21 protein-coding genes are annotated in these 25,793 nt (G+C 63.0%); 6 read left to right on the forward strand and 15 right to left on the reverse strand.

Annotation, left to right across the window (positions count from 1 at the left end):
* Positions 1-92: 92 nt before the first annotated feature.
* Complete coding sequence (locus tag AB7813_RS11200; RefSeq protein ID WP_439084210.1) at positions 93-1,997, forward strand: hypothetical protein; 1,905 nt, start codon at positions 93-95, stop codon at positions 1,995-1,997.
* A 60-nt stretch (positions 1,998-2,057) separates the two neighbouring features.
* Here the strand turns inward: AB7813_RS11200 and AB7813_RS11205 are convergent, their stop codons facing one another.
* A complete protein-coding gene (locus AB7813_RS11205; protein WP_439084209.1) occupies positions 2,058-3,602 on the reverse strand; it encodes an MFS transporter in 1,545 nt (514 codons plus the stop codon).
* Between the two features lie 158 nt (positions 3,603-3,760).
* On the opposite strand from AB7813_RS11205, the gene AB7813_RS11210 reads away from it, so the two are divergent.
* Positions 3,761-4,618, forward strand: coding sequence for a LysR family transcriptional regulator (locus AB7813_RS11210; RefSeq protein WP_068735591.1), 858 nt, complete (start codon positions 3,761-3,763; stop codon positions 4,616-4,618).
* Here AB7813_RS11210 and AB7813_RS11215 read toward each other — a convergent pair.
* From AB7813_RS11215 to AB7813_RS11225, 3 genes are all read right to left on the reverse strand, one after another.
* Positions 4,615-5,184 carry a DUF4865 family protein gene (locus AB7813_RS11215; protein ID WP_439083069.1) on the reverse strand — a complete coding sequence of 190 codons (570 nt, stop codon included), beginning with the start codon at positions 5,182-5,184 and terminating at the stop codon, positions 4,615-4,617. The genes AB7813_RS11210 and AB7813_RS11215 overlap by 4 nt on opposite strands.
* Positions 5,185-5,451: 267 nt before the next feature.
* Positions 5,452-6,087 (reverse strand): DUF2147 domain-containing protein, encoded by a 636-nt coding sequence (locus tag AB7813_RS11220; RefSeq protein ID WP_120291400.1) that lies wholly within the window; start codon positions 6,085-6,087, stop codon positions 5,452-5,454.
* A gap of 264 nt (positions 6,088-6,351) precedes the next feature.
* Entirely contained in the window at positions 6,352-7,380 is a 1,029-nt protein-coding gene (locus AB7813_RS11225) for an NAD(P)/FAD-dependent oxidoreductase (protein ID WP_089265205.1), read from the reverse strand.
* 200 nt (positions 7,381-7,580) lie between these two features.
* Here AB7813_RS11225 and AB7813_RS11230 point away from each other — a divergent pair, with 200 nt between their 5' ends.
* On the forward strand, positions 7,581-8,033 hold the full coding sequence (locus AB7813_RS11230; RefSeq protein WP_092147107.1) for an acyl-CoA thioesterase: 453 nt from the start codon (positions 7,581-7,583) through the stop codon (positions 8,031-8,033).
* Positions 8,034-8,073: 40 nt separating this feature from the next.
* Here AB7813_RS11230 and AB7813_RS11235 read toward each other — a convergent pair whose 3' ends face one another.
* Together AB7813_RS11235 and AB7813_RS11240 are read right to left on the reverse strand one after the other, a co-directional pair.
* Positions 8,074-8,394, reverse strand: a complete 321-nt coding sequence (locus AB7813_RS11235) for a 2Fe-2S iron-sulfur cluster-binding protein (RefSeq protein ID WP_089265206.1) — start codon at positions 8,392-8,394, stop codon at positions 8,074-8,076.
* Between the two features lie 146 nt (positions 8,395-8,540).
* Entirely contained in the window at positions 8,541-8,918 is a 378-nt protein-coding gene (locus AB7813_RS11240) for an Hpt domain-containing protein (protein ID WP_093756636.1), read from the reverse strand.
* A gap of 396 nt (positions 8,919-9,314) precedes the next feature.
* Between AB7813_RS11240 and AB7813_RS11245 the strand changes: the two genes are divergently transcribed.
* On the forward strand, positions 9,315-14,729 hold the full coding sequence (locus AB7813_RS11245) for a hypothetical protein (RefSeq protein WP_439083066.1): 5,415 nt from the start codon (positions 9,315-9,317) through the stop codon (positions 14,727-14,729).
* A gap of 108 nt (positions 14,730-14,837) precedes the next feature.
* On the opposite strand, the gene AB7813_RS11250 is transcribed toward AB7813_RS11245, so the two are convergent.
* From AB7813_RS11250 to AB7813_RS11270, 5 genes are read right to left on the reverse strand one after another with little or no spacing between them, the layout of a single operon-like run.
* Complete coding sequence (locus tag AB7813_RS11250; RefSeq protein ID WP_093756638.1) at positions 14,838-15,242, reverse strand: GFA family protein; 405 nt, start codon at positions 15,240-15,242, stop codon at positions 14,838-14,840.
* A gap of 53 nt (positions 15,243-15,295) precedes the next feature.
* Positions 15,296-16,171 (reverse strand): aldose 1-epimerase family protein, encoded by an 876-nt coding sequence (locus tag AB7813_RS11255; RefSeq protein WP_439064507.1) that lies wholly within the window; start codon positions 16,169-16,171, stop codon positions 15,296-15,298.
* Between the two features lie 31 nt (positions 16,172-16,202).
* Positions 16,203-17,132 carry an MlaD family protein gene (locus AB7813_RS11260; protein ID WP_315843093.1) on the reverse strand — a complete coding sequence of 310 codons (930 nt, stop codon included), beginning with the start codon at positions 17,130-17,132 and terminating at the stop codon, positions 16,203-16,205.
* 19 nt (positions 17,133-17,151) lie between these two features.
* On the reverse strand, positions 17,152-17,946 hold the full coding sequence (locus AB7813_RS11265) for an ABC transporter ATP-binding protein (protein ID WP_439064667.1): 795 nt from the start codon (positions 17,944-17,946) through the stop codon (positions 17,152-17,154).
* 23 nt (positions 17,947-17,969) lie between these two features.
* Complete coding sequence (locus AB7813_RS11270) at positions 17,970-19,100, reverse strand: ABC transporter permease (RefSeq protein ID WP_089265213.1); 1,131 nt, start codon at positions 19,098-19,100, stop codon at positions 17,970-17,972.
* 253 nt (positions 19,101-19,353) lie between these two features.
* Here AB7813_RS11270 and dgcA point away from each other — a divergent pair, with 253 nt between their 5' ends.
* On the forward strand, positions 19,354-20,325 hold the full coding sequence (gene dgcA / locus AB7813_RS11275; RefSeq protein ID WP_439064668.1) for an N-acetyl-D-Glu racemase DgcA: 972 nt from the start codon (positions 19,354-19,356) through the stop codon (positions 20,323-20,325).
* Here the strand turns inward: dgcA and AB7813_RS11280 are convergent.
* Positions 20,295-21,512 (reverse strand): MFS transporter, encoded by a 1,218-nt coding sequence (locus AB7813_RS11280; RefSeq protein WP_439064508.1) that lies wholly within the window; start codon positions 21,510-21,512, stop codon positions 20,295-20,297. The two genes, dgcA and AB7813_RS11280, sit on opposite strands and share 31 nt — an antisense overlap.
* Before the next feature lie 76 nt (positions 21,513-21,588).
* On the opposite strand from AB7813_RS11280, the gene AB7813_RS11285 reads away from it, so the two are divergent.
* Positions 21,589-22,842, forward strand: a complete 1,254-nt coding sequence (locus tag AB7813_RS11285; RefSeq protein WP_439064509.1) for a hypothetical protein — start codon at positions 21,589-21,591, stop codon at positions 22,840-22,842.
* Between the two features lie 10 nt (positions 22,843-22,852).
* Here AB7813_RS11285 and AB7813_RS11290 read toward each other — a convergent pair whose 3' ends face one another.
* The 3 genes from AB7813_RS11290 to AB7813_RS11300 are packed head-to-tail and all read right to left on the reverse strand — an operon-like array spanning position 22,853 to position 25,754.
* Complete coding sequence (locus AB7813_RS11290) at positions 22,853-23,839, reverse strand: threonine ammonia-lyase (protein ID WP_439064510.1); 987 nt, start codon at positions 23,837-23,839, stop codon at positions 22,853-22,855.
* A 53-nt stretch (positions 23,840-23,892) separates the two neighbouring features.
* Positions 23,893-24,942 carry a glycosyltransferase family 4 protein gene (locus tag AB7813_RS11295; RefSeq protein WP_439083064.1) on the reverse strand — a complete coding sequence of 350 codons (1,050 nt, stop codon included), beginning with the start codon at positions 24,940-24,942 and terminating at the stop codon, positions 23,893-23,895.
* A gap of 14 nt (positions 24,943-24,956) precedes the next feature.
* Positions 24,957-25,754 (reverse strand): UDP-2,3-diacylglucosamine diphosphatase, encoded by a 798-nt coding sequence (locus AB7813_RS11300; RefSeq protein ID WP_374725715.1) that lies wholly within the window; start codon positions 25,752-25,754, stop codon positions 24,957-24,959.
* Positions 25,755-25,793 lie beyond the last annotated feature (39 nt).

Genomic DNA, 25,793 nt, shown 5'->3' on the forward strand with positions numbered 1-25,793 from the left:
TTCTTACTTCCGCCCCATACGTGACGTTCAACACCGCCATGGCCCCCATTTATTTCAGACGTTCATTGATCAACTTCGCCTTGCTGCTCGGCATGCTGGGCGCGCTGCCGGTTGAACCGGCCGCCGCGCAGGGCGTGGCCAACAGTTCGATCCAGATTTCCTGGGAAGTGCGCAACCGCTTTCGACTGTTCCGCGAAGAACGTGACTTCCAGCTCCATGTCGACGCCATGCGCAACCGCAGCGTGCTGGGTGCCGAACAGGCTTTGGGCGTGCAGAGCGATGGCCGCGGCTGGGCGCGCAACACCGTCAACCGGCTGTGCATCGATCTGGCCGGAAAGGTCAGCGAGCCCTGCACCCGTGACACCGTCAAGGAAAGCTACCTGACGCCGACCGAGCACCCGATCACCGTCCGCCTCACCGGCGAAGTGCCGGTCGGTGCGATCTGCGCCTGGACCTTCGAGGACGGCGAAGGCCCGCGTCAATCCACCCTCGACTGCGCCGAGCCGATCAATTTCCGCGCCATCTATGGTCGCCGCACGGTCGCGGCCGTGGAGGTCACCAGCGGCGCCGAGGCGCCTGTGCGGGTCAGCGCCGACATCGCCGTGCGCGACATCCTGATTGCGGGCCTCGGCGATTCCATTGCATCGGGCGAAGGCAATCCCGATCGTCCGGTCGCGCTGTCCGATGACGGCTTCTGCTTCCGCTCTTATCTCGGCGGCCCCAGCGGGCAGTTCTATCGGCCGAGCCGCGCCGGCTTCAAAGGCGGCCGTTCCTGCGACTCCTATGAGTCGCTGCAGGCCTGGCAGCGCGCGGGCGCGCAGTGGTTCAACGCCGCGTGCCACCGCTCGCTCTATAGCTACCAGACCCGCGCCGCGCTGGCGCTCGCCGTGCAGTATCCGCACATCGCCGTCACCTATCTGCCGCTGGCCTGTTCCGGCGCGACCATCGCCGAAGGATTGCTGGGTGGCCAGCGCGCGCGTGAGTGCCTCACCACGAAGAATGCGAGCACCTGTGCGGGCAGCGTCAACGCGCAGATCGCCGAACTGCGCGAAGCCATCGCTGCCGCCAAGCGCCGTCAGCCGGCTCGCCGGCTCGATCTCGTGCTGCTGTCGATCGGCGCCAACGACATCAACTTCTCCGGGCTCGTTGCCGACGTCATCGTCGAGAACGCCACCGAACGCGCGCTGTTCAAGCGCGGCGGCATCCTAGGCTCGGTCGAGGACTCCCGCAGCGCGCTGGTCCGCGAACTGCCCTCCAGCTTCGGCAAGGTGCGGGAAGCCCTGAAGCCGCTGCTCGGCGGAGACATGTCGCGCGTGGTGTTTGCCGCTTACGCCAACCCGACTTTCGCCAATGGCGCACCCTGCCCCGGCGGCCCGGCCGGCTTCGACGTGCATCCGTCATTCTCAGCCGATCCGCAGCGGCTGGCCAATGTCGCGAATTTCGTCGAGTCCGAATTCCTGCCGCAACTGAAGTCCATCGCGCTGTGCCAGGGCGGCGTACTGTGCCGCAATCCCGAAGCCGACCGCATGACCTTCGTCGATCAGCATCAGACGAGTTTCGCCAATCACGGCTTCTGCGCACGCTCCTCATCCGATCCCGAATTCGACCGCGCCTGCTTCTCGCCCAAGGGCGACAGCTTCGAGAGCAGTCTCGTCGAAGCGGCGGCGCAGCCAATGGTGTGCGGTCGCGGCGCCAGCGAATTCCGCCCCTATTTGCCGCGTGGCCGCTGGATCCGCGACGCCAATGACAGCTACTTCGCGGCGATGACCTACCCGCAGGGCTATTCGGCGGCGATCCAGCCGGCCGATATCCATGACGCGACCTGGGGCATTCTCTCCGCCGTCTATGGCGGTGCGATCCATCCCACCGGCGAAGGCCACGCCGCGATGGCCGATGCCGTCGTGCCGGCAGCGGCGAGCGTATTGCGGCTGGGCGCCGAAGCTGATGTCACGCAAGAGCCGCTGGCGCCGATGGTGCTGCAGCCAGCCGCGCGATAGGGCGATCAGCTCAGCTATCCATCGAGGTCCTGGCAGAACCGAGGACCTCGTCGGTCCGGACTACGCCCGACCGTCGCCTTCGACACAGCTTTGGCCGTGGGGCGCGCGTCTCGGCAGTCCATGGCCGAAGACAACAAAGCTGATGCCCGCGAGAATCCACACGCTCATTCCGCCATAAAGCAGGACCCAGCCGAACCCTTGGGTCAGGGCGTCTTGAATGACGGCTCCGCCGGGATGGTATTCAGACGCGAGCGCCGTGCCGGCGGCGACGCTTTCTGCCAGCGAGCGTAAGAGCTCGACACTGATACCGCTCGGCAGCGCAAACTTCAAAGACGCGCGTACCCCCTCGACGAGAATGAGGCCCATGAGCGCGATATTGATGGCAAGTGCAATCATGCGGGCACTCATATCGATACCTGACGCCATGCCCGCGCGTTCCTGCGGCACCGATCCAGTCGTGGTGTTGGTCACGGGCGTGTTGGTCAGACCCAATCCGATGCCGGCAAGGACGCATCCCGGCAGCATCGTCAGCCAGCTCGCATGCGCGACCGAGCTGCCGATCTTCATGGCGAAGAACCCCGCTCCGATCGTGAACAGGCCGAGCGGGATGACCAGACCCGGATGGAAACGTAGCATGAGGCGTTCGGCCACCGGCGGCACGACCAGCGTCGGCAACGTATAGGCCAGAAGCGACAGTCCGGCGCCGACGCTGCCATAACCCAACCCTGCCTGGAAATAGATCGGCAGATAGATCATGAACGGCCAGAAGCTGAAGTTCATGGCCATCGAGCCGACCAGGGCGCCGGAAAAATTACGGATCCGGAAGACGGTGAAGTCGAACATCGGTCTCGGGCTGAGACGCTCGGCGAAGACAAAGCCGATCAGGCTTGCAACGAACACGCCGACGACCGCAAACGCCGTCCAGCTGTCGAATCCGATATCCGGGCCTTGCGTAATGAAGAATGCGAGGCAGAAGACCGCAAGCGAAAGAGTGATGATCCCTGCAAGATCGAGGCTGCTGGCCTCCGGATCGCGCGACTCGCGAACTCCGTTCCCGGCGAGGATCAGGGCGATCACCGCAAGCGGGACATGGATGAGGAAGGCCCATTCCCAGCTCGACAAAGCCACGATCGCACCACCGATGATCGGGCCGAAGCCCAGACCGACGCCAAAGATGATCCCCCACCAGCCGAATGCAACGGCGCGTTGCCGCCCTTCCGGAAATTGATGGGATAGCACCGCGACCTGGCAGATCAGCATCGCCCCGCCGCTCATGCCCTGGAGAAATCTGGCAACGATCAGCACCAATATATTTTCGGTCAGGCCGCAAAGCAGCGATGCAGCGGCAAACGCGACGATCGCAATCAGATAGACGCACTTGCGCCCATAGCGATCCGCGAGCGTGCCGGTTGCCATCAGCACCGTCGTCACCGCGATCGTATACGCATTCATGACCCATTGGAGCTGCTTGAAATCAGCATGAAGCACCCGCTCCAGTGTCGGCAGGACCGCGGGAATGCTGGAAATCTCCAGACCGAACATCAGGGAGGTGAGACAGGCAGCCGCCAAAGCCAATGTGCTTTGTCGTGTCGATTCGGAGAGCATGGAAGCCTTTCGGGATAATAACGCGCCACAGTGAAGCCCGACGACAGAGGATGAGGTCCACCCGGTCTGCGTTGTGATGAACGCAACATAGGCAGAGGTTGACCATTTCAGAATTGGATGATTGATTATTTCAGAGACAACAAATCTGGATAATTCAAATGAGCGCCCTGGACGTGGATGCCGTGCAGGCATTCGTGACCATCGCCAATCTTCAGAGCTTCACGCGTGCGGCGGAAGCGCTTGGCACGACCCAGGGCGCGATCAGCGTGAAGCTGAAGCGGCTGGAAGACCGCCTCGGCCATAAATTGATCGAACGAACCCCGCGAATGGTGCGCCTCTCGGCGCAAGGCGCGCTATTCGTCGATTCAGCCCGCGACTTCCTGGCCGCGCATGATCGCGCTGTCGCAGCTTTGTCTGCGACCCGTCGCCGTTTCGCACTCGGCATTGCGGCCCATGTGGCCGGGCCGGAGGTTCCGACGCTGCTGGCTCGCCTGAATGCCCATGACCCCACGCTCACGATCGAGGTTCGCCTCGATAATTCACGCAATTTGCTGGACGCATTCGACCGCGGCGAAATCGATGCGGCCATCGTCCGGCGTGAGGATGACCGACGCGACGGCGAAGTGCTTGCGCCCGAGCATTTCGGCTGGTTCGCAGCACCAGGCTTTGTGCACCGGCCGGGCGAGGCATTGCGACTGGCGGCGCTAACGCCAGTATGTGGCGTGCACGACGTTGCCATTCATGCGCTGGACGCGGCTGGCATCGCATGGACGGAGGTGTTTCTCGGTGGCGGCTCTTCAGTCGTATCGGACGCTGTCTCGGCGGGTCTTGCCACCGCGGTCTTCTCCTGCCGGCTTGCACCGGCCGGCACCATCGAAGTCAGCCAGAAGTTTGGCCTGCCACCGCTGGCGTCGTCGGAAATCGTACTTCTCTCGACACTGTCGGATATGCAGTCTCGCCAAGCGCTGCGAACCCTCGCGGCTGCGTTCCGCGAACACCGCGCGCATACGAGCTAGGTAGCGTACGGAAGGCGATCCAGCAGCGGCTGCGCCAGATGCAGGATCTGGTAGCAAGTGCCGGCATCGGTGCATTCATTCTCCGAGAGCAGGACGCGGGTGAAGACCCACTTCTCGGCATCCAATCCGATGACGGCCGCAACGATTCCGGCGCGCGCCGAGAGATCCGCGTTGCGCTCGATCTCCCCTCTTATCGTTGTTTCAAGATCGGCGTCGGGCGGTATGGCGATATCTTGCCGATAGGCGAAGCGAGCTTTCAGGCTACGCCCCTTGCGGGCATCGAGGGCAACGCGTGTTTCGATCCGCGCCCGACCGAACATATCGACGACGATCTTGTAACCGCCGTTCACGAGAAAATCGCGAAACGCCTCGTCGTGTCGCCACAGATAAAGCGAGGAATAGCTAGACGTCGTTGCACCGAAGCGCCCGCTCTCTCGCAAGAGAAATCCCTTGAAATAAAGCTCCGGCTTTGCATCCCAGAGCGGCCCACGCTCCTGTGCGCGTGAGCGGATCAAGCCAAGATCATAGTCGGCGGGCAAGCGATGCTCGTAATGCGCAACGATCATCGTGATGGGCTCCTTCAGCAGCCATTGTCATTGAATCGATGCACGATATCGATCGACGGGCCGCGAAGAACAGACGTGGAATTATATTTCTATGATCCGGTATTCAAATGAATGACGTCCGGAGAGAGCCGACAAGCAACGTTGGAAGCTGGCGCGCCACGATTGAATTGGCAACGAAATGGCCGACGCGCCATGGCGTCGGCTTCCAGAATGTGGGGTGTTGGACAGTCTTCGCTTGTGGGGGAGCCACGATCAAGTTGGCGGCGATCAGCGCGCGACGTTGCTACCCGGCGTCACGTTGCTGGCCTTCTTCATCGGCGCGACGGGGGCCTTCGCGGCGGCATTACCGACGGTTGGCGGCTTCACGGCTGCTGCCGCGAGGGTCGGCACATATTTCGCGATCACGGTTGGATCGAGCGAGGCCATTTCGGTGTCGGGCAGACGGTACCAGGTCTCGTCCTTGCCGAGCAGCGCAATGCCCCAATAGCCACGCACGGTGAGCGCTCGACCATCGGCGCTGACGCTCATCTTGGCCTTGTAGACCTTGCCGTCGCGCGGATCGAGAATGTTGCCGTTCTCGTATTTCAGTCCCTGCTGCTGCATGTTGCGGATGAATGAGATCCCCAGCACTGGCTGGCCCTTCCGGTCATCGACGCACTTGCCGCAGAAGTCGTCGCCCGGCTTGTCATCGGGGCTCGGAAACGTCTTGGCGATCGCGCCTTCGAATACGCCGCCGCCATGGTCAACCACCAGAACCCAGACGACAGGCTTGTTATTCTCAACCTTCTGCCAAAGCCCGGCAGCAGTCGGTTCGGCTGCGTGGAGAGGGCCTGCGAACATCGCGCATGCGGCCAGACCTGAGGCGACTGTGAGCGCCAGACGTCGGGATCGAAGTTGTGCCATCGCCTTCCCCAGTGCAGTTCGTCGTCCAGGCATCCGCCGAGTATCCGCACTCGATCCGATTGCATAGACTATCAATCTTCCGCGACGAGAGAGTGACTGCGGTTGATGGCTTTTGCAAGATTGCCGATCGCGCGCCGGATGTCCGATTGTGTCAGCGGCCACAGCTTTGCCACAAGCTGCCCCACCGAACCCGACGCGGTTACCGGCGATCCGAACCGCCTTTGCATCTCCGTCATACAAGATGATTCCAAAAACTACCCGAAGTTAGTTAACGCCGAGCTTCTTCTGCAGGCTGGAGGAGGACGTCGTGTATTGAAACACCAGCCGCTTGTCCGGATAGACGTAGTGATACGCCTTCTGCGCCATCAGCGCGCCCTCGTGGAAGCCGGACAGGATGAGCTTCAGCTTGCCGGGATACGTATTGATATCTCCAATGGCGAAGATGCCGGGCACGTTGGTCTCGAACGACGCCGTCTCCACCGGGATCAGGTTGTTCTCCAGCGTGACGCCCCAATTGGCGACCGGACCGAGCTTCATGGTCAGGCCGAAGAACGGCAGGATCGTATTGCAGTCGATCCGGACACTTTCGTTGTCATTGCCCTTGATGACAGCCCCAGTGAGATGGCCTCCCTCGCCTTCGAGCGCTGTGACCTGACCGATCTGCAGGTCCATCTGACCGGCTGCCACGAGCTTGCGCATCTGCTCGACGCTGTGAGGCGCAGCACGAAAATCATCGCGCCGATGCAACAGCGTGACGCGCCGCGCGACCGGATGCAGGTTGAGCGTCCAGTCCAGCGCACTATCGCCGCCGCCGACAATCAGCAGATCCTTGTCGCGGAATTGCTCCATCTTGCGCACCGCGTAGAACACCGACGTGCCTTCATAGGCCTCGATGCCCGGCACCGGCGGACGCTTCGGCTGGAACGAGCCGCCACCGGCGGAGATCACCACCACCTTGGTTTCGAACACCTGGCCGGCATCCGTCGTGACACGAAACAAGGGATCGCCGATCTTCTCGATGGTCTCGATCATTTCATTCAGATGAAAGGTCGGATGGAACGGCTTGATCTGCTCCAGCAGTGCTTCGGTCAGCCCCTGACCGGTGACCAGCGGAATCGCAGGAATGTCGTAGATCGGTTTTTCAGGATAGAGCTCGGCGCATTGGCCACCGATCTTGTCCAAGATATCGACGAGGTGGACCTTCATATCGAGCAGACCAAGTTCAAAAACGGCGAACAGTCCGCAGGGGCCGGCGCCGATGATCAGCACGTCCGTCTTGATCGTTTCGCCCATAGTGTTTTTTCTCGGTTGAACCAGCCCTGCGAGATCGCAGAGCCCGGCGCCATCCGGCAATTGCGTCCAGCCTAGCGGCGCCACACGGGGAAAGCCACAGCGGCTCGGCCTGAAATCAGCATGTGCCCCGCCCTTGCCTGGGCTGTGCAACTGCGCTGTAACAGGCGCAAACCTGCCAAGCATTGCTGGAGATCAATTTCGTGAACGCCCCTGCCCGCGCCCCGGCGCCCGTCCTCGACGACTATCCCTATCGCCTGTCGGACAATGTGCGCTTTGCGGATCTCGATCCGAACAACCACGTCAACAACGCGGTGTATTCGAGCTATTTCGAAACCAGCCGCGTGTTGCTGATGCGGGACCCGGCATGCGGGCTGATCGCGCCGGGGCAAAGCTGGGTGCTGGCGCGGCTCGATATTCACTTTCGCGCCGAATTGCACTGGCCCGGCAAGATCGAACTCGGGCTCGGCGTCACCAAGATCGGCCGGACCTCGGTGACCTATTCGCAGGTCGTGTTTTCGGAAGGCAAGTGCATGGCCTCGGCGATCGCAACGACCGTGATGGTTGGCCTCACCAGCCGTCAACCAACGCCGATCCCGCCCGACGTCGTCGACCGGTTTCAGCCATGGATGCTGCGCGGCTTGAACGCGCAGTAGATAACAAGGCTTGGAAAGCTCAGAACAAGTCTTGGGAAGCTCAGGCCTGGCGTTCCGGCGTGATCACGACAAGCCCATCGAGCGCATCGGTGATCTTGATCTGGCACGACAGCCGGGAGTTCGGCTTGATGTCGTAACCGAAGTCCAGCATGTCCTCTTCCATCGGCGTCGGCGCACCGACGCGCTCCTGCCAGGCTTCGTCGACATAGACGTGGCAGGTGGCACAGGCGCAGGCGCCGCCACATTCGGCTTCGATACCCGGGATGGCATTGCGAATGGCCGCCTCCATCACCGTGGAGCCGATCTCGGCGTCAATGCTGCGGGTCTCACCGGAGTGATCGACAAAGTTTATCTTGGCCATGATGCTCGCGCTGCCGAAAGGAAGATACCGGCTGTCCTATAACGGGTCGATCCGGATCGCGCCAGCGCTCCGCAGCAAAACCGTCATCTAGAAAAGCAGGGCCAAGCATGACCCCTTTTGGGGGATTAAAAACGGTCCCTTTGGGATCAGGACCGTTTCAGAAGGACGTCGATCTCCGCCCGCGCCTCGAGAACGGCGTCGGTGAGCGTCATCAGGGCCTCCGCGGTATCGCTGCTGTCGCGCAGCGTAGTTTCCAGCCATTCGGCGGCTTCCGTGATGCGGAACGCGCCGACCGCCTGCGCGGAGCCCTTCAGCTTGTGCGTGAGTTCAGCCGCATCCGCCGGCATTTTGACGATCTTCTCGATCAACTCGCTCGACTGGGCCGCGAACATCGCCAGAACTTCACGTTCCAGGCTGCTATCGCCCATCGTCATACGTTGAAGGTGGGGGAAATCGATCGGTCCGTCGTCGGGAACCAGCGGCGGTGACGGCATCCATTGAACCCGTTCGAGGTGAAGCGGCATTGATGATGGCCCAAATTCCCGCCAACCGAACGATCCGGCCGCGATTTTTTGCAGCCAAACACGGAATTGGTTAACGGAACGTTCTAGGTACAATCCGCTGGGTTGACGCAGTTTTGACGCAAACTCGCCACGATTGAGGGGCCATTCCGTTTATTTGAGGCGCCACAAGAAGTTACCGGGGGAAGCCGTTAACTATCATTAAGAATGTCTTAACCAGAACCATTTCATTCGCGCGACCAAGCCAATAGGATGTTTGCGGAAGTAGCGGACAAGCCGAGCGACCGGCAGTCCGAAATTCGTCCCGCGGGGTGCACATGGCCAGTTGCCATGCTGCAGGCGGGAACGAATCGTGGGGACTTCTGTGTCAGTTGCGTAATCAGGGGGCGTGGAACGAGCATGGCAAACAACACCAAAAAGGCCAAGGATCCGACCGAAGTCGCGCTCTCTGCCATCCAGGAAGCTCTCAACATCAGTGACCCCGCGCATGTCGATCGCGATCAACCCGCGATCCGTGCCGACAACGCTCCCATCAATTCATCGCCCGCCGTTGACCTCGACGACAACGCCTTCGACGCACGCATCGCCAATGATCGCCCGAGCTTCGAAGCGCAGGACGATCAGCGCTTTGCGCGCCGTCCCGCGAACGATGACCGCGAAACTATCGGCCAGATCCTGCAGGCGCTGCAGAAGAATCGCCCCGCCCGCAACGTCTATACACTCGCCACCCTGTTCGCCGGCTTGTGGATCGTCGGCGCAGGCCTGTTGACCGTTGCGTTCCTGCCGTCGCTGCAGGCCCTGATCGGTCAGGGTTCCGGCGGCACGCTGGCGCTGGCTGGCCTTGCTGCGCTGCTGTTCGCTCCGATTTTGCTGTTTTACTTCCTCGCCAGCCTCGCCTGGCGCGGCCAGGAAATGCGCCTGATCGCCCAGTCGATGGCACAGGTTGCGATCCGCTTCTCCGAGCCCGAAAGCACGGCCAGCGACTCGATGGTCACGGTCGGCCAGGCGATCCGCCGCGAAGTCGCCGCGATGGGCGACGGCGTCGAGCGCGCGATTGCGCGTGCCGGCGAACTCGAAACCCTCGTCGCCAACGAAGTTTCCGCGCTCGAGCGCGCTTACTCTGACAACGAAGTCCGCATCCGCGCGCTGCTGCAGGACATCGCGCATCAGCGCGACAACCTGGTCGGTCAGGCCGAGCAGGTTCGCTCCGCCATTTCGGGCGTGCAGATCGATCTCCGCCACGACATCGCACTGATTTCGGACGCCATCGCATCACGCGTCGATGAAGTCGCCAAGAGCATCACCGGCGCCCTCGAAGAGCGCGGCGAACACATCACCCGCGCGCTCGGCAATGCCGGCGACAACATGATCCTCGCGCTCGGCGAGCGTGGTGGTGACCTGCTCGACCGCCTCGAAGAGGCCAGTGCCGAGACCACCCGCGCGGTGCTCGACGCCAGCGAGCGTCTGACGACGAGCCTCAACTTCAAGACCGGCCACGTACACGACGAGTTCGTCGATCTGGCAGACCGCGTCCACGAAATGCTCAACGAGCGTATCGACCGCATCACCAGCGAATTCGAACAGCGCTCCTCGACCATCGTCGATCGCGTGTCGGATCGCACCGAGCAGGTCCACGACTCGCTGAAGAATTCCAGCGATAGCTTGCTGCTCGAACTCGAGCTGCGCAGTGGCGACCTCGTCAGCAAGATCGACGATGCCGGCAACCGCCTGGCCAACCAGATCCTCACGTCAGGTGACAAGGCGGGCGAGTCCCTCGACGCCACCGTCAACGCACTGGTCGCCAAGGTCGCGAGCCAGACCGAAACCGCGCACGACACCCTCAGCCTGCAGATGAACGCCTTCGACGAACTGGTGAAGGAACAGGGCTCTGAGCTGGCCGAGCGCTTCTCGCGCGACAGCGGTACGCTGGGCGCACTGATCACCAAGCACATCTCGGAATTCGACCGCACCGTGAAGACCTTCGGCGGCGAAGTCGTCGATCGCCTGGGTCAGCGTACGCAGGACATCTCGGAAACGCTGAAGACCTATGTCGATAATTTCGACACCCGCGTCGCGTCCAATGTCGGTGGCATCACGTCGTCGCTCGACACCCGCCTCGCAGAATTCGAGACCAAATTCGAAGGCCGCGTCGTCAATCTCGATGCGTCGCTCGACACCAGGATCAAGTCGTTCGACGAGACCGTCGATGGACGTCTCAAGAGCCTTGAAGAAACGTTTGACGCGCGCGCGCAGTCGGTCACCGCGACCATCGATACGCGCCTTGAGAACCTCGCATCGACGCTCTCGGAAGGTGCCAATCAGGCCGTCCAGTCGGTCGACGCGCGCCTGACGCATCTGACCACCGCCCTGACCGAAGGCGCGAATCTCGCAGTCAGCTCGGTCGACGGCCGCCTGACCCACCTGACCACCGCCCTCACGGAAGGCGCCGTGCAGGCGATCCACTCCATCGACGACCGCCTTTCCTACTTCACGAGCTCGCTCACCGAAGGCACGACGCAGGCGATCACGGCCATCGACAGCCGCATCAACAACGTCACCGATGCCATCGACAGCCGCAGCACACAGTTCGCGGATACCATCACGGCGCGCTTCCAGACGATCCACGAAGGCATGGAAGGTCGTATCGGCATTGTTGCCGGCGGGATCGAAACCCGCGTCGAACAGTTCGAGGAACTGCTCGGCTCGCGCATCGAAGCCGTTGCCGGCCGCATCGAAACCTCCGGCCGCACGGCCAGCGACTCGCTCATGGCCCGCGCCGAAGAACTCTCGATCGGCATCAAGACCAATGTCGAGGACGCCGAGCGTTCGCTCACGCATCTCATGGTCAATACGAGCGAGACCATTCAGGCCGGCGCCCGCGCCGCGCAGGAATCCCTCGTGTCGGTCTCGACCGATGTCGGCGCGCAGCTCAAGCTGACGGCGTCCGATATCGAGAACTCGCTGACCGCTGTCGGCACCACTGCCGCCACGGCCATCGTCAACAGTGCCCGCGATGCGCAGGCCACGCTGGTCAATGCGTCTTCGGAAGCCTCGCTACAGGTGAAGTCACTGTCGGCCGATGTCGAGCGCACCCTCACCGCGGCCGGCTCCGCCACCGCAGCCTCGATGCTGTCGGGTGCCCGCGACGCCCAGTCGACCCTGGTCGCCACCTCTTCGGAAGTTGCCAGCCAGATCCAGTCGCTCTCGGCCGATATCGAACGCACACTCACTGCCGCAGGCACGGCGACGGCCGACTCGGTCCTGTCCGGCGCCCGCGCCGCGCAGAGCACGCTGGTCGCCGCATCGACAGACGCCTCGCAGCAGGTCCGCACCCTTGCGGCCGACGTGGAGCGCACACTGATCGCCGCCGGCACCGCCAGCGCGGATTCGATCCTGGCCAGCACGCGCAACGTCCAGTCCTCGCTGATCGACGCCTCGACCGAAGCGTCGAACCATGTCCGCAACCTCGCGGCCGACATGGAGCGCAGCCTGACCACCGCCGGCACCGCAACTGCCGAGTCGATCGTCGCCGGCGCCCGCGAAGCCCAGAGCACGCTGGTCACAGCATCTTCCGAGGCATCAAGCCACGTGAAGTCGCTCTCCATCGACGTGCAGCGCACACTCACCGCGGTCGGCGCCGATACGGCGGCTGCGATTCTCTCGAGCGCTCGCGAAGTGCAGACCTCGCTGGCAACCTCCTCGGCGGATGCCGCGAACCAGATCAAGGTGATCTCCGCCGACATCGAGCGTTCGCTCTCGAACGTCACTGCCAACACCACCGACAACATCCAGACCAGTGCGCAGAATGCGCACAACTCGCTGGTCGCCGCCTCGAACGAGATCACCACCAAGATCAAGACCACCTCGTCGGAGATCGAGCGGTCGGTGTTCGCCGCTTCGGGCAGCTTCGGCACCACGATGACCGGCAAGACCGACGAAATCGTCACCTATGTGCAGCAGCAGACCGACCGTCTGTCGCAGATGGTCGACGCCAAGCGCGGTTCGCTGGTCGATGCGCTGGGCGCCAAGGCCAATCAGCTCACGGTCGATATCGATCGCGTCACCGCCGACGCGCTCAAGGCGATCGAGAGCCGCGGCCAGACCTTCTCGCAGACCATGGTCACCAACAGCACGGACGTGGCTCGCGCGATCACCACGGCTGGCGAACTCGCCACCGGTGCGGTCAACAAGTCGCTGAAGGATCTCGAGCAGAGCTCGCGCACCGCCATCGAGCAGTCGCGTCAAGTCTCGATCACTGCGGTCACGGAGATGCAGGAAACCAGCAAGATCCTGCGCACCGATACCGTGGCGCTGTTCGAACGCCTGCGTGAAGGCAACATCCTGCTGCAGGAAGTCCTCACCGGCGCCCACGACAATCTCAACTCGCTGGAGCGCGCTCTGGTCACCCGCGTGGCGGACTTCGTGTCCACCATGAACGACGTGACGTCGCGCAACGGCCTGGCTACCCAGACGCTGGAAGAACAGCTCACCGTGTTCACCTCCAAGACCTCCAAGGCCCTGGAAGATCTCGGCTCACTCTCGGGCCAGTTCGAAACCCATGGCCATGCCCTCGTGGATGCCGCGGCTCTGGTCGAACAGAGCAACCGCACCACGATGTCGTCGGTCGGCGAACGCAAGGCGGCGCTGGAATCGCTGGTCACCACCATCGATCTGCGCACCACCGATCTCGATCAGCGCCTCACCCGCTTCACCGGCCTGCTCGATGAATCGCTGGCAGCCGCTGAAGAGCGTGCCCGCGACATCGCCCGCGTCGTCGCAGAGACCGCCGGTCAGGGCTCGGCAGCGATCAGCCGGCAGTTCGAAGCCGTTCGCACCGCCGCGGAAGAAGAACGCCGCGCGACAACGCAAGCCATGAGCGAAATCTACCAGCAGGGCACGCAGGAAGCCGATGCCATGTTCAAGCAGTCGGCCGACAAGTTCTCGTCGATGGTCGCCAGCATGAAGCAGATGGCTGCCGAAATGCACAACGAGCTCGAGAGCACCCGCACCGAACTGCGCCGTGGCGTTCTCGACATGCCGCAGGAAGCCGCCGAGAGCACTGCGCAGATGCGCAAGGTGATCGTCGACCAGATAGAGGCGCTCGCCGAGCTGAACCGCATCGTTGCCCGCCACGGCCGCGGCCTTGACGTGGTCTCGACCAGCCGCACCACCAGCGTGCAGCGTGACGAGGAGCCGGCGATGGCGATCGCCAGCAGCCGTAGTGAAGCGCGCCACGAGGCTCCGCGTCCGGCCCCGCGCCGCGAGGAGCCGCCTGCCCGTAGCGCAACGAACTTGCCGATGCCCGATATCGGTGGCCCAGCGCCGCGTCGCACCGAAGCGCCGTCGGTCGCTCCGGCCAACTCCGACCAGGGCCGTGACGGCTGGTTGTCGGATCTGCTCGGCCGCGCCGATCACGTCGAAGAAGATCGCACGCCGCCGCGCCGCGCACCGGCTCCGCAGCAGCCTGTAGCCTCGGCCAATCCGCTGGAGTCGCTGTCGCTCGATATCGGCCGCCTGATGGATCGGACACTGGCTGCCGAAATGTGGGATCGCTATCAGCGCGGCGAGAGCAAGGCCTTCAGCAAGCGGCTCTATACGCCCGCCGGCCAGAAGGCTTTCGATGAAGTCGCCCGCAAGTATCGGTCGGACCGCAACTTCAAGGGCACGGTGGATCGCTACATCACCGAGTTCGAACGCCTGCTTGACGAAGTCGCCCGCGATGAACGCGGTCCGGCAGCGCTGCGCAGCCATCTGACCTCGGAAACGGGCCTGGTCTACACCCTGCTTGCGCATGCAGCAGGTCGGCTGGGCTAAGCAAGATTAAATACGAACGCGAAAAGCGGAGGCAGCGATGCCTCCGCTTTTTTGTTGAGCCTGCTGTTGTGCCGGAGCGCTAGACGCGGGGCCAGGCCGGTGCCGTCATCACGCGGGATCCTTGTCGTGAATGTTGACGCCGAACGGCAAGGACACCCAGGCATGCCGCCGACAATGATAGACGGAGATCTCCGGAGGCGGAAAATCCGGATCAGCAAAGCAGCCGACCGCCACAGCTACGGAACGCGCTTCATATCCTTCTTCGGTGTGGAAGAGATTGGTGCCACAGACGGGACAGAACCGGAATCGGAAGCGCGCGCCCTGATCCCCCGTGCGGACATACTCGGTCGCGATGCCGCTCACATTGTAACTTGGCCCGAAGCCCGCGAGCGCGGCAAAGACGCTGCCGGTCCGGCGCTGGCAGGCGAAACAGTGGCATATACCGACGCCCCTCGGCTCGCCTTCGAGCACGATGGACAGCTGACCGCACGAACAGGACGCAGTTCTCGACATGACGGACCTCCTCGATGCAGCGGTCTGCTGGATCACGGGCCGCGACAGTTACCTTATGCGAACCCGATGCGTTGGGTGAAGCTGCGTGTCTCGCCCACCGCGATATGCATCACGCCCGGCTTGTCGGCGAACTCGCCGTCAAAATCCACCGGGCTGGCATAGCCGTACCACGGTTCGATGCAGAGGAATGCAGCGCCGGATGGTTTCGACCAGATACCAAGTTCGCGAAAGCCTTCCCAGGCGAAGGTGATCGTCGGTCCGCCAGGCGCGCTATAGCTCAGCGACCTGCTGGCGAGATGATCGAAGATCATAGCATCCTTGACGAACAGCGATTCCGACAGCGCCAGTGCGCCGCCCTGCACCGGCGACGGTTCCGCCTCCCTCAGCAACAGTCCACCCTCGAGCCGTCTGATCGGCGCCGGTTCAGCATCGGAGAAGATGATCGTATGCGTGCGCTTGTCGGCGCCGTCCGTCAGCGGCCAGTGAAATGCCGGATGCGCGCCGATCGAGGCCGGTAGCATCTCGTCGCCAGTGTTGGTGACGGCATAACCGATCACCAGTTCATCGCCCTCGATCACATAGGTGACGTCAAGCCGAAACGCGAACGGATATTTCGCCCGGCTGGCGTCATTGTCCGCCAGCGACAGCGCACAGGACGCAGGTCCCTGCCCTGTCCAGCTGAAGCGCTGGTCGCGCGCAAAACCGTGTTGGGTCATTGCATAGACCTGGCCGCGATGGCGCAGCACATCGTCCTTTAGCTTACCGACAATCGGAAACAGCAGCGGCGCGTGGCGAGGCCATTCCTCGCCGGCCTGCCAGAGCACCTCATGCCCATGCGCATCCTTCAATGAGCAGAGTTCGGCACCAGCGGCCTTGATCGTCGCCGTGACGCGGCCATTGCTGATGGTGAAGCTATCTTGGGTCTCCATCAGCGCTCTCCATGTATATCGGGACTGGTGTCTATTGAGCCTGCTGGCGACGACGCGGCGGAGCAGCGGGTGCCGGCGGCGCGGCCGGAGCAGGTGCAGCCGCGGGTGTGCCGCTGCTGGCGCCAAACAACAGACGCGTCGGGTTGCGGTCAAGATTGTTCACGGCACGGCTGATATCCGCGAGGGTACGACGGCCATCGAGCATCAATGCACCGGAACGCTTGTCGAGGTTCTCGGTCAGTTCATGGAACGACTTCACGGCCGCAGTCAGCTCACCGCCGTCCTTGCCCCCCGCGAGCGCATCCAGGCCGAGCAGGATGTTGTCGGTCCGCGCGACAACGCTGTCAGCCTTGCCCATGACACCGTCGGCCTTGCCCATCACGCTGTCGATCTTCAGCATGATGCCGTCGATCACTTCGGAATTTTTCGCCAGCGTCGCCGTGAAGGTTTCGACATTCTTCATGGCACCCTTGAGAGTATCCTGATTATCGGCGACCAGACGATTGACGTTGTTCAGCGTTGCCCGGATCGATTCAGAGATATCCCGCAGCAGCTCCGGATCGGCCGTCAGCACCGGCACGCCGTCGGTATCCAGCGGGACCGCGGGCGCAGCTTCATCGCCGCCCTTCAGCGCGATCGCAGCTACACCGGTGAGCCCCTGAAATTCCAGGCCGACCTGCGTGTCCTTGCGAATGGGCGCGATATTCTCGACCATCGCCAGCGCAACGACGCGCTTGGGATTGTCGAGCTTCACCGAGACGACTTCACCGACCCGGATACCATTGAAGTTGACGTTGCCGCCGTTGCGCAACCCGGACGCCGCGCCTTCGAAGATGATGCGCAGCGGCGTGCGCTGCGTGGTCGAATGCAGATTCTGGAACCACAACACGAAGCCGAACGCTGCGGCGATCACCGCCAGCGTGAAAATTCCGATCAGGACGAAGTTCGCCCGCGTTTCCATCAAACCAACTCCAGTACAACTAGCCGATAACAGCGCGTGCGCGCTTGCCGTGGAAATATTCCCGAAGCCAGGGATGCTGCGAGGCCAGCATGTCGGCCATCGTTCCCTGCGCGATGATCTTGCCATTACCGAGAACGGCGATCCGGTCGCAGGCTGTATGCAGGCTGTCGAGATCATGAGTTACCATGAAAACGGTCAGCCCCAAAGTTCGCTGCAGCGTGCGCACCAATTCGTCGAAATCGCCAGCGCCGATCGGATCGAGACCCGACGTCGGCTCGTCCAGGAACACGATCTCCGGATCGAGCGCGAGCGCCCGCGCCAGCGCCACGCGCTTGATCATGCCGCCCGAGAGTTCCGACGGATAGCGATCGGCGACCTCCGGCTTGAGACCGACCATGGTAAGCTTGGCCATGGTGATCTCGTCGAGCAGACGTTCCGAGACCTTGAGATATTCGCGCACCGGAAACTGGATGTTCTGTCGCACGTTGAGCGACGAGAACAGCGCCCCGTGTTGAAACAGGATACCCCAACGCCGCTCGACTTCGCGGCGTTCCTTGTCGCCGCTGTCGAGATCGGTGCCGAACACTTCGATCGTGCCGGAGACCTTTGGCACGAGGCCAATGATCGTGCGCATCAGCACGGACTTGCCGGCGCCGGACGCGCCGACGAAACCGAGGATCTCACCGCGGGTGACATTGAGATTGAGGCCGTCGAGCACCCGACGGCTGCCGAATGCCACGGTAAGATCGCGCACGCTGATGATCGCATCGGCAGAGGTGGAGGCGGCAGCCGTCGGCGTCTCAGTAATGGGCATCGCAGTCGTCGAGGTCATGGCCGTCAGATCCCGATCGTTGCGAAGAAGATCGCGAATACGCCATCCATCACGATCACAAAGAAGATCCCCTTCACCACTGACGAGGTGGTGTGCTGCCCCAGCGACTCCGCGCTGCCCTGCACGGCAAGGCCTTCGACGCAGGCCACGATGCCGATCACCATGGCCATCACAGGCGCTTTCACCATGCCGACGATGAAGTGGTTGATCGAAATCGCCTCGCGCAGCCGCGACAGGAATGACGATGGATCGACGCCCCCATAGAGCCAGGCGACCAGACCGCCGCCATAGAGCGCAGCCATAGCGCCGAGAAATGCGAGAATAGGCAGCGCCAGTACCAGCGCCACCATGCGTGGCAAGATCAGAACTTCGATGGCATCGAAGCCCATGGTGCGAAGCGCATCGATCTCCTCGCGCATCTTCATGGAACCAAGCTCGGCGGTATAGGCGCTGCCAGAACGACCGGCGACCATGATCGCCACCAGCAGCACGCCAAGCTCGCGCAGCACCAGCACGCCGAGCATGTCGACCACGAAGACGTCGGCACCGAAGCGGCGAAAATGGAACAGACCCTGCTGGGCAACGATACAGCCGATCAGGAAGGTAATCAGGACCACGATCGGTACTGCGTTCCAGCACACCTGCTCCAGGTGATGCACCACCGAGGTGAGCCGGAATTTCGACGGATGCCGCCAGACGCGGAACCAGGCCGCGATCACGGCACCAATCATATCGACCAGCGCGACGAGGGTTTCCCCGATGCCATAGATATTGCGGCCGATGCCATCGAGCACGGCAGTCAGAGCGCTACCGCTTGCCGGTAACGGGACCGCAGGCTTCACGCGGCGGACCTCGTCGACCAGGGTCGCGTAATTCGCCGACAGGCCCGCGATCTGCGCCTCGTGGCCGCCATTGGTCAGCGCCCGACGCAACCGCTCGATCAGCCAGGCGCCGAATGTATCCAGCTTGGAGACCTGCGACACGTCGATGAAGATGTTGGGGCGGCTACCGGTCAGCTTCTCGGCCTCACCGACAAGTTTTTCGAGCGCGGGGGCAAAACGCGCCGTCCACGACCCAGCCGCGCACAGCGCCAAGCCGTCGCCTTTCGCGATCTGTTCCAAGGTCGGGCCGCTCAAAACAGGCTCCCGCGGGCGTTCAGTCTGTGCATGAACAAAGTATTAACACGCCCAAATACGTTTCTGAGAAGCCAAGTGAAGCCAACACGTTGCTATGGTTAATATAGCCTTAATCCGCCCTGTCAGACACCGGCATTGCGTCGCAAACAAGTTCACGGCGATCACGTAAACTTATAGACACGTCATTACCCGCCGTTGCCGGCACAGCCCGAAAGACGCCGCATTGTCCGCATCCGACGCTGCCCCCGCCCTAATGACCGCCCGGATCGAGCAATGGCCGATCGCTGGCGCCTTCACCATCAGCCGCGGCGCCAAGACCGAGGCCGTCGTCGTGGTAGCCGAAATCCACCGCGGCGGTTTGACCGGCCGTGGCGAGTGCGTCCCCTATGCGCGCTATGGCGAGACCCCGGAGGCCACGCTGGCCGCCATCCTGGCGATGCAGGACCGATTTGCCGCGGGCCTCGACCGAAACGCCTTGCAATCGGCCATGCCCGCCGGTGCCGCCCGCAACGCGGTGGATTGCGCTCTGCTAGACCTCGAAGCCAAGAGCCAGGGCCAGCGCGTCTGGGACATGCTGCAGCGGCCGGCACCGCGCGCCTGCACCACCGCCTATACGATCTCGCTTGGTACACCCGAGGCGATGGCCTCCGCCACCGCAAAGGCCGCCTACCGGCCGCTGCTGAAGATCAAGCTCGGCAGTGACGACGACATCAGCCGCATCAAGGCCGTGCGCCAGGCCGCACCGGAATCCGAGTTGATCGTCGATGCCAATGAGGCGTGGACGCCGGGCAACCTGAAAGCCAATCTCGATGCCTGCCATAACGCCGGCGTCACGCTAATTGAGCAGCCGCTGCCGGCAGGCAAGGATGATGCGCTGATGCATGTGCATCGGCCGATCATGGTCTGCGCCGACGAGAGCGTGCATGGCCTCGCTTCGCTCGAGGCGCTGCGCGGGCGCTATGATGCGATCAATATTAAGCTCGACAAGGCCGGCGGCCTGACCGAAGCGCTGGCGATGGCCGATGCCGCGCGCGCCATGAATCTCGACATCATGGTCGGTTGCATGGTGGCGACGTCGCTGGCGATGGCGCCCGCGATGCTGATTGCGCAATATGCACGCTTCGTCGACCTTGATGGCCCGCTATTGCTCACCGGAGATCGCGACGGCGGTCTGCGCTATGACGAAAGCACGGTCTATCCGCCCGACGCGGCGCTCTGGGGCTGATCGCCCGCAACGTCCGGCGGCTGCCCGGCGCGATGCCGGCCGAACCATATGACGGTCGCGCCGGCAAGGCCAAGCACGGCCATCACGTAGTAAACGCCCTCGCCGTAACGCGCATAGATCGCGCCTGACAGAACCGCCATGCTGCTCATCACAAGGCCTGTGCAGGCGGTGACATAACCCTGCGCGCGCGCCATGACGTGCGGCGGCACGTGATGCAGCAACAGGCCCATTGTGCCGAGTTGCGTCAGACCGTAGGTCGCGCCGTGCAGCAATTGCACAACCACGAGAATCGGGAGCGGAAGCGTTTGCGCGGTCAGCGTCCAGCGCAGCAATGCGCCAAGGCCACCAAGGATGACCATGGTTGCAGGTGACAAAGTCAGGCGTGGCGACACTGCGAACAGGATGATTTCGGCGAGCACGCCGAGCGTCCACAGACCCGCGATAGTGAGGCCGTCGAGGCCGGACGCCTGCCAGGTGATCGACGCGAAGGTGTAGTAGCCGGCATGGCTGCCCTGGATCAGCGCGGCGGAGATCGCTATGGCGAGGAAGCCGGGGTCGCGTAGCAGTGCGCTTGCCTTCGACAGCACCGTGCCTTCGCCTGTCGGCGCGCCAAGTGGCTGCAGACCAAGGCTGACGACAGCCGACAGCACCATCGCTGCAACAATCACCCAGATCAGATGCTCACCGTCGAGCCAGTTGACCACCAGACCGCAGGCAAGCGCGCCAACCACGAAAGCCGCCGAGCCCCACAGCCGCAGCGGACCGTAACTGAAGCCGAAGCGCACCACGCCTTTTAGCGCATAGCCATCGGTCAACGCCGTGAGCGGCGTCCAGACCACTGCCGTCAGCGCGAACACCAGGAGCACGGCGAGCGGTTCGCGTAGCGTGCCTACTGTCGCAAAGCCGATCATGGTGAGAAAGGCACAGACAATCATCGTCTGGCGCAGCGCATGACGGCGCTCTGCGAAAGCGGTGATAAAGGGCAGCGTGGTGAAGCGCGTCATCGACGGCACAGCCAGGATGGCGCCGATCCAGGTCGGGTCGATCCCAATAGCCTTCAGCCAGACGGGGAAGAACGGCAGATAGAAGCCGCTGGAGCCGAACACCGTCCCGTAGAACATCGCCAGCCGCTGCGCGAATTTGCGGCGGATTTGCGGGGCGCTATGGGGGGCAGATTCGGCTATCATGAGGTGAACTGCGATTCGCCACGGGATCGTGGAGATGGTTACATACCGCGCATCCCTGTGCGCGCCACGAGTTATCATGATGGCCGAAGAAGCATTTGCCCTGTCGCCGATCTCCGCCCGGCCCACCCTGCCGGGCGAGGCAGACTATGATGCGATCCGCGAAGCCTTCATGGAGACCGCGCGCGGCCGCTGGTTTCTCGCCGAATATGCCAAGCGCAACCGCACCGCCGATACCAGCCTGGTGCTCGAAGCCGTCACGCGGCTGGAAGCCAATCTCGCCGCCCAGAAGCAGGCGCCGGCGCTCAGCCTGATCGCCGCGCTCGGCGCGATCCGTTCCGCCGTCCGTCAGGCCAAGGCCAGCGCCATAGAGGCGATGCCGCGCGTCGACGCCGACGAGGTTTTGACCGGCGCCCGTAACGGCACCCGCATCATCCGCGAGATCGCCTGGACGCTGCGTGAATGCGGCGCCGACACGCGGATCTGCGATCTGCTCGACACGCAGGTCAAGGCTATCGAGGCCGGCCAGCAGGCGCTGAATGGCAATGGCCGTGAGGATGTGCTGGCGAGCTACGACTTGCTGATGCAGCGCATCGAGCAGATGGTCGATGGCAGCGCGGCGACAACTGCGCAGGCCGAACCGACTCCGGTTGCCGAGAAGGCTGAGCACGTTGTCGCAGAAGCGCGCGAAGCATCCGTGACGCCGCTGTTCAAGTCACAGGCGAGCGAAGTGTTGGCTGAGACGGTCACGATCTCAAGCGTCGAACCGCCGCGCGCCGCTGTACAGCCGGCCCTCGCAGAGACGGTCATCGTAGAGACCGCCTCTGAAACGGCCGCGCCTGTCGCAGAAGCCACCGCGGAGCTTGCCGCCACGATGGCCGAGGCCTCCGCGGCTATCGCTGCGGACGATGTCCCGGAGGCGCCTGAAACGGCAGGGATTGCTGAGGACGAACATGACCTCGCCGTCCTCGATATGGTCGCCGCTGAGATGGGCGCGCTCGATCTGAGCGAGCCCGACGTTATTGAGCCTCAGCTTGCCGAGCCTCAATACGTTGAGCCTGAGGTGATGCAGGTTGAAGCTGTCGCTGTTCAGCCAGCGGAGCCCGAAGTCCTCAATCCCGATCTGATGACGCTGGCGCAGATCGCCGAGGTTGCGCTGGCACCCGAGCCGCCGCAGCCGGATCTCGTGCCTTCGGTGGAAGCTGCCGCGCCGTCGCTTGGCGCAGCGCTGATCGCTGGCGGCGTGATCGCGGATCCGAACGCGCCGGCATCGGACCCGCTGGCGCCGATCCGCAAGATGACGCAGGCCGAAAAGATCGCGTTCTTCTCGTAAGCGCTTCAGTTCAGGCGTTGATGATCCTGGCGTAGAGATCCGCATCGACATTGCCGCCGGACAAAACGATCACCACCGTCTTGCCGCGCGCGTCGAAACGCCCCTGCATCAGCGCGGCCAGCGCCACGGCCCCGCCGGGCTCGACCACCAGCTTCAATTCGCGGAACGCAAAACCCATTGCCTTGCCAACTTCCTCGTCGGTGGCGGTGACGGCACCCGACAGCAGATGCTGATTGACGGCGAAGGTGATTTCGCCGGGCGTCAGGGCCATCAGCGCATCGCAGATCGTGCGGCCCGCATTGCTGTGAGCGACGCGCTTGCCGGCGCGTAATGAAAGTCCGTGATCATCAAACCCCGCAGGCTCGGCGACGATGACTGCCGTCTCGGGGAAACGCGCCTTCACGGCGGTCGCGATGCCACCGATCAAACCGCCGCCGGAGGCCTGTGCAGACACGATGTCCGGCACGATGCCCAGGGCGGCCATGTCCTCGGCGATCTCGCGTCCGACGGTGCCCTGCCCGGCCATCACGAACGGGTCGTCATAGGGCGGCACGACTGTGGCGCCGCTCTTGCCGGCAATATCGCGGGCGATGGCTTCGCGGTCTTCCTTGTCGCGGTCATAGAGCACGACTTCGGCGCCATAGCCCCTGGTTCGCTCGACCTTCGACACCGGCGCATCGGACGGCATCACGATGGTCGCCTTCATGCCGAGGATCTGCGCCGCGGCGGCAACGCCCTGCGCATGATTGCCGGAGGAGAACGCGACGACGCCCCTGCCGCGCGCACCCTCGGGGATCGAGGAAATCTTGTTGAAGGCGCCGCGAAACTTGAACGAGCCGGTTCGCTGCAGCACTTCGGGCTTCAAGAACACTTTCGCGCCGGTCAGCGCATCGAGCGCAGGCGACCGGAGTAACGCCGTACGCGTTGCATAAGAGGCGATGACGCGCGCGGCGGCATCAATATCGGCGGATGTGATCGGCAATGGAATGTTTGTCATGCGCGCATTTTATCGCGCGGCACAACCGGCGGGCAAGCTATACAAAGAGCATGTCAGGCAGCGAAACGCGGATGCTTCGCTGCGGACGGTGCACGGGCAGCGATTTCGGCCCGCACATGGCTGATATTGTTGACGAAAGCGCGTGCCGACGCTTCCCAGGTGTGACCGGCAGCAAACTTGAGACAATCTTGCGGCGAGATCTCGAGCGCCTTGAGACAGGCTTGCCGCAAGTCATCCGACAACACACCGACCGGCGACGCGCCGATCACATCTTTCGGACCCGTCACCGGAAACGCAGCCACCGGCACGCCGCTCGCCAGCGCCTCGAGCAGCACGAGACCATAGGTGTCGGTCTTACTTGGAAACACGAAGACATCGGCCGAGGCATAGGCAACTGCCAGAGCCTCGCCCTGCAGCCCGCCCATGAACAGTGCATCCGGGTATTTCGCTTCGAGCGCCGCACGCGCCGGACCATCGCCGACCACGACCTTGGTGCCCGGCAGATCGAGATCGAGAAAGGCTTCGAGATTCTTCTCGACGGCGACGCGGCCGACCGAGAGGAAAATCGGCTTCGGTTTGCCGAGATCGACACGGCGCGGATGAAACAGATTGGCATCGACGCCGCGCGGCCACAGCACGACATTGCGGAAGCCGCGGTCACGTAGCTCGCTCGCTAGCGCCGGCGTAGCCGCCATCACGGCAGAGCTGGCGCCATGGAAGCGGCGCAGGCCGGCCCAGACCCAGGATTCAGGAATCGGAAAACGCGCCGAGATATATTCGGGAAAGCGCGTGTGGAAACTGGTGGTGAAGGGAATGTTGCGACGGCGGCAATAAGCACGCGCAGAAAATCCGATCGGGCCTTCGGTGGCGATATGGATATTGTCGGGCTTCGCCTCGTCGATCAGTTGTGCAATCTTGCGGCGGCTCGGGATCGCAACGCGCAAATCAGCGTAGCTCGGCAGCCCGACCGTACGAAACGATTCCGGCGTGAGAAAACTCACATCGACACCAAAGCCCTTGGCCGCCTCCGCCATCATTGTCAGCGTGCGTACGACACCGTTGACTTGGGGATGCCAGGCGTCGGTAGCGACGAGAATGCGCATCAGGCCGCCATCCTTCACGCCGCCTTGGCCGGTGCGAGCGCCTGCACCGGCATGCCGCGGCGGACCGGATCGGTCCAGGTAATGATCTCGAAGCGGCCATCCTCGTGTTCGACCAGCGCCGTACAGCTTTCGACCCAGTCGCCGCAATTCATGTAGCGGATGCCGTGCTCGTCACGGATCGTCGCGTAGTGGATGTGGCCGCAGATCACGCCATCAGCGCCGTGGCGCCGCGCCTCACCGGCCAGCGTCTCTTCGAACGCGCCGATATAGTTGACGGCGTTCTTCACCTTCATCTTGGCCCATTTCGACAGCGACCAGTAAGGGAAGCCGAACAATTTACGCAGCGCATTGACCAGACGATTCATCTGGATCGCGAAGTCATAGGCCTTGTCGCCGAGATGGGCGAGCCAGCGCGCGTTCTGCACCACAAGGTCGAAAATGTCGCCATGGATGACGAGATATTTCTTGCCGTCAGCGCCTTCATGCGTCGCAGTCTCGACGACCTCGATACCGCCGAAATGCGTACCGTAATAGCTGCGCAGGAATTCGTCGTGATTGCCGGGAATGTAAACGACCTTGGCGCCCTTGCGAACCTTGCGCAGCATCTTCTGGACGAAGTCGTTATGAGACTGCGGCCAGTGCCAGCCGGATTTCAGCGCCCAGCCATCGACGATGTCGCCAACGAGATAGATGGTATCGGCATCATGGGTACGGAGGAAGTCCAGCAACCGGTCAGCCTGCGATCCGCGGGCACCAAGGTGGACGTCGGAGATAAACAAGGTGCGAAAGCGCTTTTCGTTGCCTTCACTCATCACGTCTCTTTCCATGTCGAGCAGCTAACTGATTTGCAT

This window comes from Tardiphaga sp. 20_F10_N6_6 (genome assembly GCF_052076045.1).
Classification (GTDB): Bacteria; Pseudomonadota; Alphaproteobacteria; order Rhizobiales; family Xanthobacteraceae; genus Tardiphaga; species Tardiphaga robiniae.